This is a genomic window from Pseudomonas sp. MPR-R2A5 (assembly GCF_058793055.1).
In genome coordinates this window covers 1-18,894 of sequence record NZ_JBXAFK010000076.1, presented here as the reverse complement: position 1 = coordinate 18,894, position 18,894 = coordinate 1, and the positions used below count along the sequence as shown (strand labels likewise).

15 protein-coding genes are annotated in these 18,894 nt (G+C 60.2%); 6 read left to right on the top strand and 9 right to left on the bottom strand.

The genetic code is table 11. The features are described from left to right. Positions 1 to 68: 68 nt before the first annotated feature. Positions 69 to 821: a DUF2059 domain-containing protein gene (locus tag AC1Q6I_RS32955; protein WP_024077965.1), complete on the top strand. Its 753-nt coding sequence runs from the start codon at positions 69 to 71 to the stop codon at positions 819 to 821. Positions 822 to 1,091: 270 nt separating this feature from the next. On the opposite strand, the gene bipL is transcribed toward AC1Q6I_RS32955, so the two are convergent. Further along, positions 1,092 to 2,033, bottom strand: a complete 942-nt coding sequence (gene bipL / locus AC1Q6I_RS32950) for a phospholipase BipL (RefSeq protein ID WP_024077966.1) — start codon at positions 2,031 to 2,033, stop codon at positions 1,092 to 1,094. Between the two features lie 111 nt (positions 2,034 to 2,144). On the opposite strand from bipL, the gene AC1Q6I_RS32945 reads away from it, so the two are divergent. Together AC1Q6I_RS32945 and AC1Q6I_RS32940 are read left to right on the top strand one after the other, a co-directional pair. Continuing rightward, positions 2,145 to 2,720 carry a DUF6436 domain-containing protein gene (locus AC1Q6I_RS32945; protein ID WP_102625495.1) on the top strand — a complete coding sequence of 192 codons (576 nt, stop codon included), beginning with the start codon at positions 2,145 to 2,147 and terminating at the stop codon, positions 2,718 to 2,720. A gap of 31 nt (positions 2,721 to 2,751) precedes the next feature. Next, positions 2,752 to 5,106 (top strand): penicillin acylase family protein, encoded by a 2,355-nt coding sequence (locus AC1Q6I_RS32940; protein ID WP_102625494.1) that lies wholly within the window; start codon positions 2,752 to 2,754, stop codon positions 5,104 to 5,106. A 269-nt stretch (positions 5,107 to 5,375) separates the two neighbouring features. On the opposite strand, the gene AC1Q6I_RS32935 is transcribed toward AC1Q6I_RS32940, so the two are convergent. Next, positions 5,376 to 6,341 carry a GlxA family transcriptional regulator gene (locus tag AC1Q6I_RS32935; protein ID WP_102625493.1) on the bottom strand — a complete coding sequence of 322 codons (966 nt, stop codon included), beginning with the start codon at positions 6,339 to 6,341 and terminating at the stop codon, positions 5,376 to 5,378. 459 nt (positions 6,342 to 6,800) lie between these two features. Here AC1Q6I_RS32935 and AC1Q6I_RS32930 point away from each other — a divergent pair, with 459 nt between their 5' ends. Beyond that, a complete protein-coding gene (locus AC1Q6I_RS32930; RefSeq protein WP_024077970.1) occupies positions 6,801 to 7,442 on the top strand; it encodes an HD domain-containing protein in 642 nt (213 codons plus the stop codon). A gap of 82 nt (positions 7,443 to 7,524) precedes the next feature. Here the strand turns inward: AC1Q6I_RS32930 and AC1Q6I_RS32925 are convergent, their stop codons facing one another. From AC1Q6I_RS32925 to AC1Q6I_RS32895, 7 genes are all read right to left on the bottom strand, one after another. After that, positions 7,525 to 8,409, bottom strand: a complete 885-nt coding sequence (locus tag AC1Q6I_RS32925) for an ABC transporter permease subunit (protein WP_024077971.1) — start codon at positions 8,407 to 8,409, stop codon at positions 7,525 to 7,527. Then, entirely contained in the window at positions 8,406 to 9,326 is a 921-nt protein-coding gene (locus AC1Q6I_RS32920) for an ABC transporter permease subunit (protein ID WP_024077972.1), read from the bottom strand. The genes AC1Q6I_RS32925 and AC1Q6I_RS32920 overlap by 4 nt, the downstream gene beginning before the upstream one ends. Beyond that, positions 9,323 to 10,465, bottom strand: coding sequence for an ABC transporter ATP-binding protein (locus AC1Q6I_RS32915; protein WP_024077973.1), 1,143 nt, complete (start codon positions 10,463 to 10,465; stop codon positions 9,323 to 9,325). The genes AC1Q6I_RS32920 and AC1Q6I_RS32915 overlap by 4 nt, the downstream gene beginning before the upstream one ends. A 66-nt stretch (positions 10,466 to 10,531) precedes the next feature. Further along, complete coding sequence (locus AC1Q6I_RS32910; protein WP_102625704.1) at positions 10,532 to 11,626, bottom strand: polyamine ABC transporter substrate-binding protein; 1,095 nt, start codon at positions 11,624 to 11,626, stop codon at positions 10,532 to 10,534. Positions 11,627 to 11,865: 239 nt separating this feature from the next. Then, a complete protein-coding gene (locus AC1Q6I_RS32905) occupies positions 11,866 to 12,960 on the bottom strand; it encodes a polyamine ABC transporter substrate-binding protein (protein WP_041161317.1) in 1,095 nt (364 codons plus the stop codon). A gap of 207 nt (positions 12,961 to 13,167) precedes the next feature. Then, the gene (locus AC1Q6I_RS32900; protein ID WP_024077976.1) at positions 13,168 to 14,532 is read right to left on the bottom strand and encodes an aspartate aminotransferase family protein; all 1,365 of its coding nucleotides are present in this window, start codon (positions 14,530 to 14,532) and stop codon (positions 13,168 to 13,170) included. 58 nt (positions 14,533 to 14,590) lie between these two features. Next, positions 14,591 to 15,949, bottom strand: coding sequence for a glutamine synthetase family protein (locus AC1Q6I_RS32895; RefSeq protein ID WP_017845082.1), 1,359 nt, complete (start codon positions 15,947 to 15,949; stop codon positions 14,591 to 14,593). A 609-nt stretch (positions 15,950 to 16,558) separates the two neighbouring features. Here AC1Q6I_RS32895 and AC1Q6I_RS32890 point away from each other — a divergent pair. Both AC1Q6I_RS32890 and AC1Q6I_RS32885 read left to right on the top strand, forming a co-directional pair. After that, complete coding sequence (locus tag AC1Q6I_RS32890; RefSeq protein ID WP_003213894.1) at positions 16,559 to 17,935, top strand: glutamine synthetase family protein; 1,377 nt, start codon at positions 16,559 to 16,561, stop codon at positions 17,933 to 17,935. Between the two features lie 231 nt (positions 17,936 to 18,166). Next, positions 18,167 to 18,796, top strand: coding sequence for a TetR/AcrR family transcriptional regulator (locus AC1Q6I_RS32885; RefSeq protein WP_024077977.1), 630 nt, complete (start codon positions 18,167 to 18,169; stop codon positions 18,794 to 18,796). Positions 18,797 to 18,894: the final 98 nt, after the last annotated feature.

Genomic DNA, 18,894 nt, shown 5'->3' with positions numbered 1-18,894 from the left:
ACTGATAGGACTTCTCGACAAATCCTACGCCCGACACGGACAATAGTGGCCGACTGACAGGAGTCCATATGCGTCGTTTGTTTTTTTCCTTGCTGATGTTCTGCGTTTTGCCCGCCTGGGCAGACGGCCATGACCAGTTGTACAAGGTCGCCGGCTGGGCCGAACAACGTGCGCATTTCAATGATGCCCTCAGTGCAGCCCAGCAACGCTACCGCAACAGCCTGCCGCCGGCGGTGTACCAGGCGCTGGTGGACAACAGCAACAGGCGCTTCGCCGCCCAGGCCATGGACCAGCGTGCCGAAGCGCAGTTGCGCCAGCACCTGGCGGACCCCAAGCCGGCCCTGGCGTTCTTCCAATCGCCGCTGGGCCGCAAGATCGTCGCCGCCGAATTGCTCGCCACCCGCCGCGACCAGTTGGCTAAAAATGCCCAGGGCCTGCCGCATGTCGAAGCCGACGCCACCCGCAGCCTGATCATCGGCCACTTGGCCCAAGCCCTGCCCGCCCGTGAAGCCGGTGCGGAAGTCAGCCTGGCAATCGCCGGCGTGGCGGCCGACAGCTTGAGCCAGATGATTCCCGGCCTGTTGGGCGGCGACCAAGCCCAGGGCATGCTGGATGGGCAACGCGAGCGCTTGATGCAACAGATCGGCAATGACCTGAACAACACACTGCTGTACGTCTATCGAGATTTGTCTGACCCGGAGTTGGAAGAATTCGCGACGTTTGCGGAGTCGCCGGAGGGTAAGGCGTATTACCGGGCGGCGCTGGCAGCGGTTCGTGCGGGGCTGGCGGTCGGCCAAAGCACTTCAAGCCTGACGCAGTAGAAAATGTGGGAGGGGGCTTGCCCTAATGCCGTTCAGTTAAGGCTTTTTTGTAGGAGCGAGCTTGCTCGCGAAGAACTCACAGGCGCCGCGTTCACTCAGGAAACACGCGTTATCGTTGACGTTTTTCGCGAGCAAGCTCGCTCCTACAGAAGGCGATGTACGCTTAACTGAACGGCATTAGGGCTTGCCCCCGATGGCAGTGGGTCAGCTACAGATAAGCTGACTGATGCACCGCTATCGGGGGCAAGCCCCCCCCACATTTGGATTGCGTTATTTCAAATGGTCTGTCAAATACCGGAAGTACTCTTCACGAATCTCCGGAATCTCATTGGCCAGGTGATGCCGGCCACGCGGCAGCATCAACACCTCGGGCTGGTCGAACTTGCCCCGCAGTACCTGCAAGTTGTGCTGCCAATCCACGGTCATGTCTTCCTCTCCCTGCACAATCACCGGCCGCCGTGGGCTGCGCGGTGCGGCTTCGATGCGTTTGATCCAGCGCGCCAGCGCCCCCACCCAGGCGGTTGGCAGCTGGCGCGGCTGAAGCGGGTCGGCCTCCAGGAACGGCTTGAACTGCGGGTCGTTGGTGTTCTCGCTGAAACGCCGGGCGATGCCTTTGACGAACGGGCGCAACAGGTAATAGCTGACCTGCGACCACCCCCACGCACGCGGCCGTACCAGCGGAGACAGCAGGAAGGTCTTGCCTTGGGCCGGGCTGTCGGCCCCGCGGCTGAGCAGGTGGTCGACCACCACCGCGCCGCCGGTGCTTTGCCCGAACAAGTGCCAGGGCTGCGGCAATTGCAGCGCTTGGGCTTGAGCGAACAGTGCCTGCACCACGTCCTGATACACCGCAAAATCATCGATGCTGGCACGCGCGCCGCTGGACAAGCCATGGCCTGGCAAATCGCAGGCGATCACCACAAAGCCCTGGTCCAGCGCCCAGTCCACCACGTGGCGATACAGCCCCATGTGGTCGTAGAAGCCGTGGAACATGAACATCGTCGCCACCGGTGCGGGCGGCCACCATACCTGGGCCACCACCTGGAACCCATCGACCTCGAAACGTCCCAGCCGGCTCACTGCCGGCACTTTGCGTGCGGCCAGGTCCAGGCCGTAGAAACGCTGGTAGACCCGCGCCTCGGCGCTGAGCGGCTGCGCATCCACCAGGGGTCGCAAGCTTTCGCGCAGATGATCGGGGTCAAAGGTGACGGGCATAGGAGGTTCCAGACTTGAGGCTTCACGCACTGCGCAGATGAATATCGAGCTGCGATATTCATCTGTCAGGGCAAGCATGGCAAGCTACGCGACCTTCGAGGATAGATCTGAATGCGACAGCCCTACCGCAGTGCCTTATTCGCCAGCCTGCTCCTGATCCTCTGCGTCGGCGTGCTATGGGCCGCCTATGATTGGTTCCAAGGCCGCTACCTGCGCGCCTTCAGCGAACATACGGCGGTCTTTTCCGGCGACGCCCTGCGCCTGCCCGCCGACCTTGCCGGCCCCGGCAACATCCGCCTGGTGCACTTCTGGGACCCGGCCTGCCCGTGCAACGTCGGCAACCAGCAACACCTGGCCGAGCTGATCGAGCACTACGCGCCCCAGGGCGTCGAATTCTACGCCCTGCAAAAAACCGGCAGCCACGGCCAATTGCCCGATAACCTGCGCCAAATGAAAATCCTCACCGCCCTGCCCGGTGCCGACCAGATACCCGCCGTCCCCGCCGTGGGGATCTGGGATCGCACGGGCAAGCTTGCGTATTTCGGGCCTTATAGCGAAGGGCTGACGTGCAATTCCAGCAACAGCTTTATCGAGCCGATCCTCAAGGCTCTTGAAGATGGACGCGCAGTGAATGCCACTCACACCCTGGCGGTGGGCTGCTATTGTTCGTGGCCAACAGGTTCGTAGCCCACTCCCCCTCTCTTGCTAAGGAATGTTCATGAAGCGCGTCTTGCAGGCTCTCGCGGTTCTGGTGGTGCTGATCGCTCTCGGCGCCGGCGGGTACGTCTACAGCAAACTGCCCACCCGCCAGGGCACGGTTGAGCTGGCGCACCTGCAAGGCTCGGTCACCGTGCGCTACGACGACCGTGGCGTGCCGCATATCCGCGCCGAGAACGAGACCGACCTGTACCGCGCCCTGGGCTATGTGCAGGCCCAGGACCGGCTGTTCCAGATGGAAATCATGCGGCGCCTGGCCCGTGGCGAGCTGGCCGAGGTGCTGGGGCCCAAGCTGCTGGAGACCGACAAGCTGTTTCGCAGCCTGCGCATTCGTGAGCGCGCCCTGAGCTATGTGGAGCATATGGACCGCGAGTCTGCGTCGTGGAAGGCCCTGCAAGCCTATTTGGACGGGATCAACGCGTATCAGGACAGCCACGCCAGCCCGATGGAGTTCGATGTGCTGGGCATTCCCAAGCGCCGGTTCACCGCCGAAGACACCATCAGCGTCGCCGGCTACCTGGCCTACAGCTTTGCCGCCGCGTTTCGTACAGAGCCCTTGCTGACCTATGTACGTGACCAGTTGGGCAGCGATTACCTGAAAGTGTTCGACCTCGACTGGCAACCCAAGGGCGCACTCAACCTGGCCGCCGGCGATTGGCAAACCCTTGGCGCCATCGCCTCTTTGAGCGAGCAAGCCTTGGCCGACAACGGCTTGCCGCAGTTCGAAGGCAGCAACGCCTGGGCCATCAGTGGCAACCGCACCAAAAGCGGCAAGCCGTTGCTGGCCGGTGACCCGCATATCCGCTTCTCGGTGCCGTCGGTGTGGTACGAGGCGCAGTTGTCGGCGCCGGGCTTCGAACTGTACGGCTATCACAACGCGCTGGTACCGGTGGCGTTCCTGGGGCACAACCTGGACTTCGGCTGGAGCCTGACCATGTTCCAGAATGATGACCTCGACCTGATCGCCGAGAAGGTCAACCCGGACAATTCCAACCAGGTCTGGTACCACGACCAGTGGGTCGACATGACCAGCAGCGAGCAACAGATCGCGGTGAAAGGCCAGGCACCGGTCACGGTCACCCTGCGCCAGTCGCCCCATGGCCCGATCATCAATGACGTGCTTGGCGACAATGCCGGCAAGACGCCGATTGCCATGTGGTGGGCGTTCCTCGACACCGAGAACCCGATCCTCGAAGGTTTCTACCAGCTCAACCGCGCCGACACCCTGGCCAAGGCGCGCGCGGCTGCATCCAAGGTTTCCGCGCCGGGGCTGAATATCGTGTGGGCCAATGCCAAGGGCGATATCGGCTGGTGGGCGGCGGCACAGTTGCCGATCCGCCCGGCCGGTGTCAACGCCGGGTTTATCCTCGACGGTAGCAGCGCCCAGGCCGACAAGCTGGGTTTCTACCCCTTCAGCGCCAACCCCCAGGAAGAAAACCCCGCGCGTGGCTACGTGGTGTCGGCCAACGCCCAGCCGGTATCGCCCACGGGCATGGAGATCCCCGGTTATTACAACCTGGCCGACCGGGGCCAACAGTTGAACGCGCAGTTGAGCGACAAGAGCGTGAAGTGGGATGTGAACAACAGCCAGGCCTTGCAACTGGGCACCACCACCGCCTACGGCCCGCGCCTGCTGGCGCCGCTGCTGCCGGTGCTGCGCGAGGTGGTCAAGGACCCGGCGCAATTGAAGCTGGTGGAACAGCTTGCCAGCTGGAAAGGCGACTACCCGCTGGACTCCACCAGCGCCACGCTGTTCAACCAGTTCCTGTTCAACCTGGCCGATGCCACCTTCCACCCGAAACTGGGCGACGGCATGTTCAAGACCCTGCTCGGCACCCGCGTGATCGACGCCGCCTTGCCACGCCTGGCCGCATCGGCGGATTCACCCTGGTGGGACGACAAGCGCGCCGACCTCGTCAAACTGGCCTGGGACAACAGCCTGGCGCACCTCAAGACCACCTTCGGCGATGACCCGACTCAGTGGCAGTGGGGCAAGGCCCATACCCTGACCCACAGCCATCCACTGGGCTCGCAAAAGCCATTGGACTTGATCGTCAACGTCGGCCCCTTCCCGGCGCCCGGCACCCACGAAGTGCCGAACAACCAGTCGGCCGCCATCGGCCCGGCGCCATGGCCAGTGACCTACGGCCCATCGACCCGCCGCCTGATCGACTTCGCTGACCCGGCCCACGCCCTGACCATCAACCCGGTGGGGCAAAGCGGCGTGCCGTTCGACAAGCACTACAGCGATCAAGCGGAAACCTATATCGAAGGGGGTTACGAGCAGGCGCATTTCAGTGATGAGGAAGTCACGGCCAATACGCGCGGTACGCTGAAGCTATTGCTCGCTCGATAACGGCCTGAAACGCGATCAAACCTGTGGGAGGTCCCGCTAAAAGCGCCGTCGCCCAGCAAACTGGCCCCCTGTGGCAAGCGGGCTTGCCCTTTGTAGGAGCGAGCTTGCTCGCGAAAAACGTCAACGATAACGCGTGTTTCCTGAATCAACGCGGCGCCTGTGAGTTCTTCGCGAGCAAGAACTAGGCGTCCCCCTCGCTCCTACAGAAGGCGATGTACGCCACAAAAAATGCCGTCGTTTAATACAGCCCTTCCCACGGTGTGTTCCGTTTAGAGCGGCGCCGCAAAGTTGCGCCGGAACTGTTGCGGCGTCACGCCCAGGCGGCGATTGAACACGCTGCGCATGTGCTGCGCATCGCGAAAACCGCACTGATAGGCCACGGTCTTGAGCGGCGCGGGACTGCTTTCGAGCATCATCCGCGCCGCATCCACCCGCGCCCGCTCGACAAACTCCGCAGGCGTTATCCGCGCTTCACGGGTGAACACCCGAGAGAAATTACGCGCACTCATATTCGCGGCCTTGGCCAGGTCGGCGATGGTCAAGTCACCGGTCAGGTTCGCCAAGACGTACACCTGCACCAGCGCTACCGCCGAGGTGGTTTCGGCATGGGGCGTGAGGAACGGGCTGAACTGTGACTGCCCGCCCGAGCGCTGGGTGAACACCACCAGGCGCTTGGCCACGCTCAGCGCCACCTCCGGGCCATGGTCCTGGGCCAACAGGTACAGCGAGAGGTCGATACCCGCCGTGACGCCAGCCGAGGTGTAGAGGTTGCCGTCTTGCACGTAGAGGCGGTCAGCTTCGACCTGGGCGCGGGGGCACAAACGCGCCAGGCCTGCCGCATCATTCCAATGCGTCGTGACGGTTTTTCCATCCAGTAGCCCGGCGCGCGCCAGCGTGAAGGCGCCGTTGCAGATTGAACCGAAGCGCCGCGCCCGGGCGGTTGCACCACGCAGCCAATCATCGAACGGGGCGCCAAATTCCTCGAAGGGCAATTGCGGGCCACCGGGGACCAGCAGCAGGTCATAGGCTTGCAGGGCTCCGCTGTAGTGCCGGTGGGCCTGCAATGACAAACCGTTGGAGGCAGCCAGCGTGCCGTGGCCCAGCCCGATGACCTCCATCTGGTAGTGATCCTGGGGCGGCAGAAAGCGGTTGGCTTCGCAGAACACATCCAGGGGGCCGGTCACATCCAGTGACTGGACGCCGGGGAAGATCAGGATGGCGACGGTCTTGTGCATGCTCACAGACACCTTTTTCTAGCGGAATAAAATGCAAACCCTGTGGGAGGGAGCTTGCTCCCGATGGCGTTGTATCAGTCAGCAGATGCAGTGCCTGGTGCTCAGCTATCGGGGGCAAGCCCTAATGCCGTTCAGTTAAGGCTTTTTTGTAGGAGCGAGCTTGCTCGCGAAGAACTCACAGGCGCCGCGTTCACTCAGGAAACACGCGTTATCGTTGACGTTTTTCGCGAGCAAGCTCGCTCCTACAGAAGGCGATGTACGCTTAACTGAACGGCATTAGGGCAAGCCCCCTCTCACATTTTGATTTTCGCAGGCTTCGAGAGTGATATCGCCCGCTACACCCTAGTCGATTTCCCCTTGGCACGATGTGACGGCAGATTGGCCGGGATCGCCCCCTCGTCACCATGGCCGCTTCACGGGCGCGCGGCCAGACTGGATGCTTTCCAGAGGAGAACCACCATGAGCACCACCATCGCCGGCATCAAGATCCCGGACAGCGCCCTGGCCAAGGCCACCACCGAGTACATCCGCGACATTGAATCCGACCTGCTCTACCACCACTCCCGCCGGGTATTCCTGTTCGGCGCCTTGAGCGGTGAGCGCAGGCAACTGGCCTACAACCCCGAGTTGCTGTACGTCGGTGCGATGTTCCATGACCTGGGCCTGGTGGAAGGCCATCGCAGTGACAACGAGCGTTTCGAAGTAGACGGTGCCAACGCAGCGGCGGATTTTCTCAAGCCCTACGGACTGAGCGACGACGATATCGAACAGGTGTGGCTGTCCATCGCCCTGCACACCACACCGGGTGTGCCACAGCATCTGCGCCCGACCGTGGCGCTGGTGACGGCTGGCGTGGAAATGGACGTGCTGGGCATGGACTACGCCGCCTTTCCCAGCGTGCAGCGCGAAGCCGTGGTGCATGCGCATCCACGTGGTGAAGGGTTCAAGGAATGCATCATCTGCGCCTTCGCCGACGGCTTGCGCCATCGTCCGCAGACCACGTTTGGCAACGTGAAGACCGATGTGCTGGTGGACCAGGAGCCGGGGTTCAAGCCGATGAATTTTGTCGAGGTGATTCGCCAGTCGCCGTGGTTGGCGTAGCGGAGTTGAAATGCAATCAACTGTGGGAGGGGCGGTGCGACGTTTCGACTTGCCCCCTCCCACATTTTGACCGCGCAGGCTTTTAGACCGGCGCTGGCGCCCGACGCACATCCGGCTGCTGCCAGCCATCCGCCGCTGCTTCTTCGATCGCCTGCTGGATCGCCTTCTTGCGCATTTCTTCGGCACGCCGGCTGAAGAACCACACCAGGAAGGTCACCAGCGATACCGCCAGCAGAATCAGGCTGGCCACGGCGTTGATCTCGGGTTTAACCCCCAGGCGCACTGCCGAGAACACTTCCATCGGCAAGGTGGTCGAACCCGGGCCCGACACGAAGCTGGCCAGTACCAGGTCATCCAGGGACAGCGCGAACGACATCATCCCACCGGCCGCCAACGACGGCGCGATCATCGGGATGGTGATCAGGAAGAACACCTTCCACGGCCGCGCCCCCAGGTCCATCGCCGCTTCTTCGATCGACAGGTCCAGTTCACGCAGGCGCGCCGACACCACCACCGCCACATAGGCCGCGCAGAACGTGGTGTGGGCGATCCAGATGGTGACAATGCCACGCTCCTGGGGCCAGCCGATCATCTGCGCCATCGCCACGAACAGCAGCAACAGCGACAGACCGGTGATCACTTCCGGCATCACCAACGGTGCAGTCACCAGGCCGCCGAACAGCGTACGGCCTTTGAACTGACTGATGCGCGTCAAGACGAACGCGGCCAAGGTGCCCAGCGCCACCGCCGCCACCGCCGTGTAGCAGGCGATTTCCAGGGAGCGCGCCACCGAGCCCATCAACTGGGTGTTGTCCAGCAGGCCCACGTACCACTTGATCGACCAACCGCCCCACACTGTCACCAGCTTGGATTCGTTGAACGAGTAGATCACCAGAATCAGCATCGGCAGGTAGATGAACAACAACCCCGCCACCAGCATGAAGCTTGAGAAACTGACGCGCTTCATATCTTGCCCTCCATCTCTTTGGCTTGGCTGCGGTTAAACAGGATGATCGGCACGATCAGGATCGCCAGCATCACCACCGCCAGGGCAGAGGCCACCGGCCAGTCACGGTTGTTGAAGAATTCTTGCCACAACACTTTACCGATCATCAGGGTTTCCGGGCCGCCAAGCAGTTCCGGGATCACGAACTCGCCCACTACCGGAATGAAGACCAGCATGCAGCCGGCGATGATGCCGTTCTTGGACAGCGGCACGGTGATCTTCCAGAAGCTGTTGAACGTGCTCGACCCGAGGTCTGACGCGGCTTCCAACAGGCTCTGGTCATGCTTCACCAGGTTGGCGTACAGCGGCAGGATCATGAACGGCAGGTACGAATAGACCACGCCGATATACACCGCGATGTTGGTGTTGAGGATCTGCAACGGTTCGTTGATCAGGCCCATGGACATCAGGAAGCCATTGAGCAAGCCGTTGTTGCTGAGAATGCCCATCCACGCATACACGCGGATCAGGATCGCGGTCCAGGTCGGCATCATGATCAGCAGCACCAGTACGGTCTGCATCTCCTTGCGCGCACTGGCAATCGCATAGGCCATCGGGTAGCCGATCACCAGGCAGAGGATGGTGCTGAAAAACGCCATCTTCAGCGAGCCCAGGTACGCGGCGATGTACAACTCGTCATCGCCGAGCATCGCGTAGTTGGCCAGGTTCAGCACCAACTGCAACTTCTGCTCTACGAAGGTGTAGATCTCGGTGTATGGCGGGATCGCCACGTCGGCTTCGGCAAAGCTGATCTTCAGGACGATGAAGAACGGCAGCATGAAGAACAGGAACAGCCAGAGGAAAGGGATCCCGATGACCACATGCCGGCCACCGGGGGTTATTCGTTGCAGCTGGCGCTTGAACTTTTTCATATTCATGAGCGAAGTACCACGCCGCTGTCGTCTTCCCACCATACGTACACCTGGTCACCCCAGGTCGGACGCTGGCCACGGCGCTCTGCGTTGGCAACGAAGGACTGCACCAGCTTGCCGCTCGGCAGCTCGACGTAGAACACCGAGTGGCCACCCAGGTAGGCGATATCGTGCACCTTGCCGCTGGACCAGTTGTGCTCGCAGGTCGGCATTTCGGTGGTCACCAGCAGTTTTTCCGGGCGGATGGCGTAGGTCACCGACTTGTCTTCGACCGCTGTGGCGATGCCGTAGCCCACGTAGATGTCGCGGTCCAGGTCCGGGCACTTGAGTACCGCGTGGCCTTCGGCGTCGTCCACCACCTGGGTGTCGAAGATGTTGACGTTGCCGATGAATTCGCACACCAGGCGGCTGGTGGGGGTCTCGTAGATGTCGACCGGGCTGCCGATCTGGGCGATCCAGCCCAGGTGCATGATTGCGATGCGCTCGGCCATGGTCATGGCCTCTTCCTGATCGTGGGTCACCATGACGCAGGTCACGCCGACACGCTCGATGATTTCCACCAGTTCCAGTTGCATCTGCGAACGCAGTTTCTTGTCGAGTGCGCCCATCGGCTCATCGAGCAGCAGCAGTTTCGGGCGCTTGGCCAGGGAACGGGCCAGGGCCACGCGCTGACGCTGGCCGCCCGACAACTGGTGCGGCTTGCGCTTGGCGAACTGGCTCATCTGTACCAGCTTGAGCATCTCGGCCACGCGCGCATCCACTTCGGCCTTGGGGATCTTGTCCTGCTGCAGGCCGAACGCGATGTTCTGCGCCACGGTCATGTGCGGGAACAAGGCGTAGGACTGGAACATCATGTTGATCGGCCGCTCGTAGGGCGGCATATCAGTGATGTCCACGCCGTCGAGGTAGATGCGACCTTCGGTGGGGCGCTCAAAGCCTGCGAGCATGCGCAGCAAGGTGGATTTGCCCGAACCCGAACCGCCGAGCAAGGCGAATATCTCACCTTTCTTGATTTCCAGGGACACATCGTCCACGGCAATCGTCTCGTCGAACTTCTTCGTGACCCGGTCGATTTTGACCAGCACCTTTTTCGGTGTCTGGTCGCCCTCGAGGGCTTTCTTATAGGCGCCGGAGGCAACTGCCATTTACGAAACTCCCAAAAAAAAGAGTGCGGTTCGCCCGAGGTGGGCGAACCTTGGATAGTTAGAGCCTTACTTGCCCGTCTTGACCTTGGTCCAGCTACGGGTCATTAAACGCTGCACCTTCGGGGGTAGCTCGAAGTTGACGAATGTCCGGTCGAGAACCGCCTGCGGTGGGTAAACCGCTGCGTCGGTGCGTATCGATTGCTCCATCAGTTTGTCCGCCCCTGGGTTAGGGTTGGCATAACCGACGTGATCACTGACCTGAGCGATCACCTCAGGTTGCAGCAAATAGTTGATAAAGGCGTGGGCTTCCTTGACGTTGGTGGCATCCTTGGGAATCGCCAGCACGTCAAACCACAGGTTGCCGCCTTCTTTCGGAATCGCGTAGGCGATGTTCACGCCTTTACCCGCTTCGGCCGCCCGGGCCTTGGCCTGGAACACATCACCGGAGAACCCGGCAGCCACGCAGATATTGCCGTTGGCCAGGTCGGAGATGTATTTGGAGGAGTGGAAGTAGGTCACGTAGGGACGCACTTTCAGTAGTTTTTCTTCGGCCTGCTTGTAGTCGTCCGGGTTGGTACTGTTGGGGTTGAGGCCCATGTAGTTGAGTACTGCCGGCAGCATTTCATCCGCCGAGTCCATAAAGGACACGCCGCAGGACGCCAGCTTCTTCATGTTTTCCGGTTCGAACAGCACGGCCCACGAGTCGATATGGTCGACACCCAGTACTTCCTTCACTTTATCGACGTTGTAGCCAATGCCGTTGGTGCCCCACAGGTACGGTACAGCGTACTGGTTACCCGGGTCGTTCTTTTCCAGGCGCTTGAGCAACGCAGGATCAAGGTTGGCGTAGTTCGTCAGCAACGACTTGTCGAGCTTCTGGAATGCTCCGGCCTTGATCTGCTTGCCGAGGAAGTGGTTGGACGGCACGACCACGTCGTAACCCGTGCGCCCGGCGAGCAACTTGCCTTCCAGGGTTTCATTGGAGTCAAACACGTCATACACCGGCTTGATGCCGCTGGCTTTTTCAAAGTTGGCCAGGGTGTCGGGCCCGATGTAGTCCGACCAGTTATAAACATGCACGGTCGATGCGGCCTGCACGCTGACAGCCAGCGTGATACCTGCACCCACCAGCAAGGCTTTGCGAAATAAAGAAAATGGCAAGTGGAGGTCCTCTTAAATAGTTGGGCCCAAAGTTGTTGCCCGGCAACAAAACCGGCGCGCAACTTACCCTCGATAAACCGATCCGGCAAAACTTTCTGTCATTTAATTACTGTACGGTTGCCGCTCTTTGTAGGAGCGAGCTTGCTCGCGAAGAACTCACAGGCAACGCGGGCGACCAGAGGCGCTGCGTTATCGTTGACGATTTTCGCGAGCAAGCTCGCTGCTACAGGTTTCCTCGCTTATTTGCCCGACTTGATCTTGGTCCAGCTGCGTGTCATTTCACGCTGGGTTGCCGCCGGCAAGTCAGCAATGGCGTAGAGCTTGGCCTGCACCTCCGCCGGCGGGTAGATGCCCGGGTCGCTGGTGATGTCTTTATCGACCAGTGCGGTGGCTTTTTCGTTACCGTTCGGGAAACGGACGCTGTTGGTAATGCTCGCCATGACTTCCGGCTTGAGCAGGTAGTTCAGGAACTTGTAGGCAGCGTCGACGTTTTCGGCATCTTTAGGGATGGCGACCATGTCGTAGAAGCTACCAGCGCCTTCTTTCGGAATGTCGTAGGCGACCTTGACCTTGCCACCGGCTTCAGCCGCGCGGGACTTGGCCTGCTGGATGTCACCCGAGTAGCCCACGGCCACGCAGATGTTGCCGTTGGCCAGGTCGGAGATGTATTTGGACGAGTGGAAGTAGCCAATCGAAGGACGGATCTTGAGGAACAGATCTTCAGCTTTCTTCAGGTCTTCTTTTTTCTGGGTGTCGGTCGGCAGGCCCAGGTAATGCAGCGCCACTGGCAGCATTTCGGTTGGCGAATCGAGGAAGCTCACGCCGCAGCTTTTCAGCTTGGCGATGTTTTCCGGCTTGAGCAGGGTGTCCCACGAATCGATCTTGTCCACGCCCAGCGCAGCCTTGACCTTCTCCGGGTTGTAGCCGATACCGATCGAGCCCCACATGTACGGGAATGCGTGCTTGTTGTCCGGGTCGCTGACCGACACGGCTTTGAGCAGGGCTTTGTTCAGGTTGCCGTAGTTGGACAATTTGGACTTGTCCAGCTCCTGGTAGACCCCAGCCTTGATCTGCTTGGCAAGGAAGTTGTTCGACGGTACGACGATGTCGTAGCCGGACTTGCCTGCCAGCAACTTGGCTTCCAGGGTCTCGTTACTGTCGAAAACGTCGTACACCACTTTAATGCCCGACTCTTTTTCAAAGTTGGCGATGGTGTCCGGAGCGATGTAGTCGGACCAGTTATAGACGTGCAGCACTTTATCGTCTGCCTGGGCCGCGCCTGCCATTGCGCCCATCAGGGACAAGGCGAGGAGGGTCTTGCCCGCGTTCTTCAAACCTAATGCCTTCATTTGGTGATGCTCCAATTTTTCTTTTTTGGGCCACAAGCTTGTGTGTGTTTCGCGGCCCACAAAGGGCAACAAAACAGGGCGACAGTCTGGCAACTTAGAGGGCCGGCTTTCAACCAAAGCCCTCGATTTATACATGCATATTTATAGCTGCCCAGACGCAGCGGCAAAGCCACCGCGCACTGAGCCTAGCACTTAGCCCTGCAATGCCGCCAAAGTCAGGTCCAGGCAATGCCGAGCCTTGGTTACCAGCTCATCAATTTCAGCCTTGCTGATCACCAGTGGCGGCGAAATGATCATGGTGTCGCCCACGGCGCGCATGATCAGGCCATTCTCGAAGCAGAAGGTGCGGCAGATCATGCCAACGCCACGGCCTTCGTAACGCTTGCGCGTCGCTTTGTCCTGGACCAGTTCAATTGCACCGAGCATGCCGACACCGCGTACTTCACCCACCAACGGGTGGTCAGCCAGCTCCCTCAGACGTTTCTGCAAATACGGTGCCGTTTCGTCGTGAACGCGGTTAACGATTTTTTCATCGCGCATGATGCGGATGTTTTCCAACGCAACCGCCGCTGCCACCGGGTGACCGGAATAGGTGAAGCCGTGGTTGAAATCGCCGCCTTCATTCAGCACGGCAACCACATCGTCACGCACGATCAGGCCGCCCATCGGGATGTAGCCCGAGGTCAGGCCCTTGGCGATGGTCATCATGTCGGGCTTGAGGTCGTAGAAATCACTACCGAACCACTCACCGGTACGGCCGAAACCACAGATCACTTCATCGGCGACAAACAGGATGTCGTACTTGGCGAGAATTTCCTTGATGCGCGGCCAGTAGGTCGCGGGCGGTACGATCACGCCACCGGCGCCCTGGATCGGCTCGGCAATAAAGGCCCCGACGTTGTCCACACCCAGCTCCAGGATCTTCTCTTCCAGCTGGTTGGCAGCCCACACCCCGAACTCTTCGGGGCTCATGTCACCGCCTTCGCCGAACCAATAGGGCTGGGCGATATGGACGATGCCCGGGATCGGCAAATCGCCCTGTTCATGCATATAAGTCATGCCGCCCAGGCTGGCGCCAGCCACGGTGGAGCCGTGGTAGCCATTCTTGCGGCTGATGATGGTTTTCTTGTTCGGTTGGCCCTTGATCGCCCAGTAGTGGCGGACCATACGCAACATGGTGTCGTTGCCTTCGGAGCCGGAACCGGTGAAGAACACGTGGTTCATGCCAGCAGGCGCGATGTCGGAAATGGCCTTGGCCAATTCGAGTACCGGCGGGTGTGCGGTCTGGAAGAACAGGTTGTAGTACGGCAGTTCTTTCATCTGCTTGGCGGCGGCGTCGGCCAGTTCATCGCGACCGTAGCCGATCGCCACGCACCACAGGCCGGCCATGCCGTCGAGGATCTTGTTACCTTCGCTGTCCCACAGGTAAACGCCGTGGGCTTTGGTGATGATCCGCGGGCCTTTCTCTTTCAATTGCTTGAAGTCGCTGAACGGTGCCAGGTGGTGCTCACTGCTCAAGGCTTGCCATTCACGGGTTTGCGGGTTGTTGCTGGACATACCAATCTCCTAGACTTTTCAGGTGAGGGCGCGCCGTTCCCACGGCACGCCCGGCGCATCAGACGGCGAAGAGCAGGAATTCCCGCTCCCACGAACTGATCACGCGCTTGAAGTTTTCATGCTCGGCCCGCTTGACCGCGACGTAGCCTGTGATGAATTTATGACCCAGGTATTTCTCGATGGTCTTGCTGTTTTCCATGCGTTCCAGGGCGTCTTCGATGGTCAACGGCAGGCGCAGGTTGCGCCGTTCGTAGCCACGACCAACCACTGGTGCGCTCGGGTTATGGCCTTCGACCATGCCGATGTAGCCACACAGCAGGCTGGCGGCAATCGCCAGGTACGGGTTGGCGTCGGCCCCCGGCAGGCGGTTTTCCACACGGCGGTTTTGCGGGCCGGCATCCGGTACGCGCAGGCCGACGGTGCGGTTTTCTTCGCCCCATTCCACGTTGACCGGCGCCGAGGTGTCGGGCAGGAAGCGGCGGAACGAGTTCACGTTGGGGGCAAACAGCGGCAGCAATTCGGGGATGAATTTCTGCAAGCCGCCAATGTGGTTGAGGAACAGCTGGCTCATGGTCCCGTCTTCGTTGGAGAAGACGTTCTTGCCGGTGGCGATGTCGATGATGCTCTGGTGCAGGTGCATCGCGCTGCCAGGCTCGCCGGTCATCGGCTTGGCCATGAAGGTGGCGGCCACGTCGTGCTTGAGCGCGGCTTCCCGCATGGTGCGCTTGAACACGAGGATCTGGTCGGCCAGGGACAGGGCATCGCCGTGACGGAAGTTGATTTCCATCTGCGCCGTGCCGTCTTCGTGGATCAGGGTGTCGAGGTCCAGCTCCTGCAACTCGCACCAGTCGTAGACGTCTTCGAACAACGGGTCGAATTCGTTGGCGGCTTCTATGGAGAAGGACTGGCGGCCGGTTTCCGGGCGACCGGAACGACCAATCGGCGGCTGCAGCGGGAAATCCGGGTCTTCGCAGCGCTTGGTCAGGTAGAACTCCATCTCAGGCGCCACGATGGGCTGCCAGCCTTTGTCGGCGTAGAGCTTGAGGACTTTCTTGAGCACGTTGCGCGGCGACAGCTCGATCGGGTTGCCTTGCTTGTCGTAGGTGTCGTGGATCACCTGGGCGGTCGGCTCGATGGCCCAAGGCACCAGGAATACCGCGTTCTGGTCGGGGCGGCAGATCATGTCGATGTCGGCCGGGTCGAGCAATTCGTAATAGATGTCGTCTTCGACGTAGTCGCCGGTCACGGTCTGCAACAGCACACTCTCGGGCAGGCGCATGCCTTTTTCGGCGATGAACTTGTTGGTCGGCGAGATCTTGCCCCGGGTGATGCCGGTGAGGTCGCCAATCATGCATTCGACTTCTGTGATCTTGTGGTCTTTCAACCAATCGGTGAGCTGGTCGAGGTTGTTACTCATAAATGCCTCTGGGCTGGGTTTCCTGGCATCCATTAAAGGCCAGGCGTTGGTTGACGCAGCATCCGCGTCGTTTTTTTCGTTCAGAGTAGGAGCTTACCTGCCATTTGCTGCAGCGTTGCATTCCTCAGGCCAAAGTCGTGCAGAATCATGAGCAGCACCTTGCACGGGAGCCGTTCAGGGGTAAATTCGAGGGAAGCGCAGAGGCATAGAAGAGGTCCGCCGAAGCGTCAAGAATATTGGCCGGGGCGCGGGTGTTCACACAGGACGGATGAACGGATGACAAAGCCTGTATGGAGCAGGCCAAGACGCCAAGTGGCGGCAGGAGACACATGAAACACCCCGGTATTATTGCTGTTATGGGTTTGAATCGAGCTTAGCCTTGTTCATTTTTTTACACAACACCCCCGTAAAAAATACAACACGGCCCGCTCAAGCCTGCTGGTCCCACGGCGGTCAAACCGAAAAAACAGCCCCAAAAAGCCTCAAAAAAGCCCTCAAGGCGCTTTTTTAGGGCAAAAAAGGCCTCGCTTGACTTCGGCATGCCGTTCGGGTTGACTGAAACCAGAAAAGATCAATGATTGATATTTTTAACAACAAAGGTGTTGCATCATGTCGGTACCCCCGCGTGCCGTTCAGCTTAACGAAGCGAACGCGTTCCTTAAGGATCATCCTGAGGTTCTGTACGTAGACCTTCTAATTGCGGATATGAATGGTGTGGTGCGCGGTAAGCGCATCGAACGCACCAGCCTCCACAAGGTTTACGAGAAGGGCATTAACCTGCCTGCCTCTCTATTTGCCCTGGATATCAATGGCTCTACGGTGGAAAGCACCGGCCTGGGCCTGGATATCGGTGATGCTGACCGAATCTGTTATCCGATCCCTGACACCCTGTGCAATGAACCCTGGCAAAAGCGCCCTACCGCGCAACTGCTGATGACCATGCACGAACTTGAAGGTGAACCTTTCTTCGCCGATCCGCGCGAAGTGCTCCGCCAAGTTGTAAGCAAATTTGATGACCTCGGCCTGACCATCTGTGCTGCCTTCGAGCTTGAGTTCTACCTGATCGACCAGGAGAACGTGAACGGCCGCCCGCAACCGCCCCGCTCGCCGATCTCCGGCAAACGCCCGCACTCGACACAGGTCTACCTGATCGACGACCTCGACGAATACGTCGACTGCCTCCAGGACATCCTGGAAGGTGCAAAGGAACAAGGCATCCCGGCCGACGCCATTGTCAAGGAAAGTGCCCCGGCGCAGTTCGAAGTGAACCTGCACCACGTGGCCGACCCGATCAAGGCTTGCGACTACGCGGTACTGCTCAAGCGCCTGATCAAGAACATCGCCTACGACCATGAGATGGACACCACCTTCATGGCCAAGCCTTACCCAGGCCAGGCAGGCAACGGTTTGCACGTACACATTTCGATCCTGGACAAGGACGGCAAGAACATCTTTGCCAGCGAGGATCCCGAGCAGAACGCCGCATTGCGTCACGCGATCGGCGGTGTGCTCGAGACCCTACCCGCCCAAATGGCGTTCCTGTGCCCTAACGTCAACTCCTACCGTCGTTTCGGCGCACAGTTCTACGTGCCGAACTCGCCGTGCTGGGGCCTGGATAACCGTACTGTGGCGATTCGCGTACCGACCGGCTCGTCCGATGCAGTGCGTATCGAACACCGCGTGGCCGGCGCCGATGCCAACCCCTACCTGCTGATGGCTTCGGTCCTGGCAGGCGTGCACCACGGCCTGACCAACAAGATCGAACCGGGCGCTCCCGTGGAAGGCAACAGCTACGAGCAGAACGAGCAAAGCCTGCCGAACAACCTGCGCGATGCCTTGCGCGAGTTGGACGACAGCGAGGTGATGGCCAAGTACATCGATCCTAAATACATCGATATCTTCGTCGCCTGTAAGGAAAGTGAGCTGGAAGAGTTCGAACACTCCATCTCCGACCTTGAGTACAACTGGTACCTGCATACCGTGTAAGCAGTGGTTGTACTGAAAAACGCCTCCGACCTTTGGTCTGTGGCGTTTTTTTATGGGTTTCTTCCGGTTGACCGAGTCGGCTTCATCGGGAGCAAGCCCCCCTCCCACACTTGACTGCATTTCAAGGTTGGAACTCAGTCAACTGTGGGAGGGGGTTTGCTCCCGATGGCGCCTTGGCAGACAACACCGGTTCCTGCTCATACAATGCCCGCTGCCTTGTAGGAGACTTCCATGCCACCCCGCCCCGCCGCCCCTCGCAAACCCCGCGCCCGCAGCCAGGCCCGGATCGACGCGATCCTTGATGCCGCCCGTACCTTGCTGGCCGCCGAAGGCGTGGCCAGTTTGTCGATCTACAGCGTGGCCGAGCGTGCGCAGATTCCACCGTCGTCGGTGTATCACTTTTTTGCCAGTGTGCCAGCGCTGCTCGAGGCACTGACGGCGGACGTCCACGCCGCCTTCCGGGCAGCAATCCAGGCGCCCATCGAGCATGGCTCACTCAAGCACTGGCGTGACCTGTCCTGCATCGTCGAGCAACGCATGCTCACCATCTACGACCAAGACGCCGCCGCCCGCCAACTGATCCTGGCGCAGCATGGGCTGACCGAAGTGACCCAGGCGGATCGCCAGCATGATCTGGAACTGGGCGACTTGATGCTGGAGGTGTTCAATCGTCACTTCGAGGTGCCGAGCCTGCCTAAGGATGTGGACGTGTTTGCCCTGGCACTGGAACTGAGTGACCGGGTGTATGCGCGCTCGGTGCATCAGCATGGGTTGATCACGCCGCGCATGGCGGAGGAAGGGATGCGGGTGTTCGATGCCTATGTCGGGCTTTATTTGCCGGCGTATCTGCCCAAGCGATAAGCCTTGTGTTGACTGGGATGGCCTCATCGGGGTGTAGAACCGTAGACATCGTTTACATCTGAAACCGGGGACATCGTTTACACATTTGAGGCTTGGAC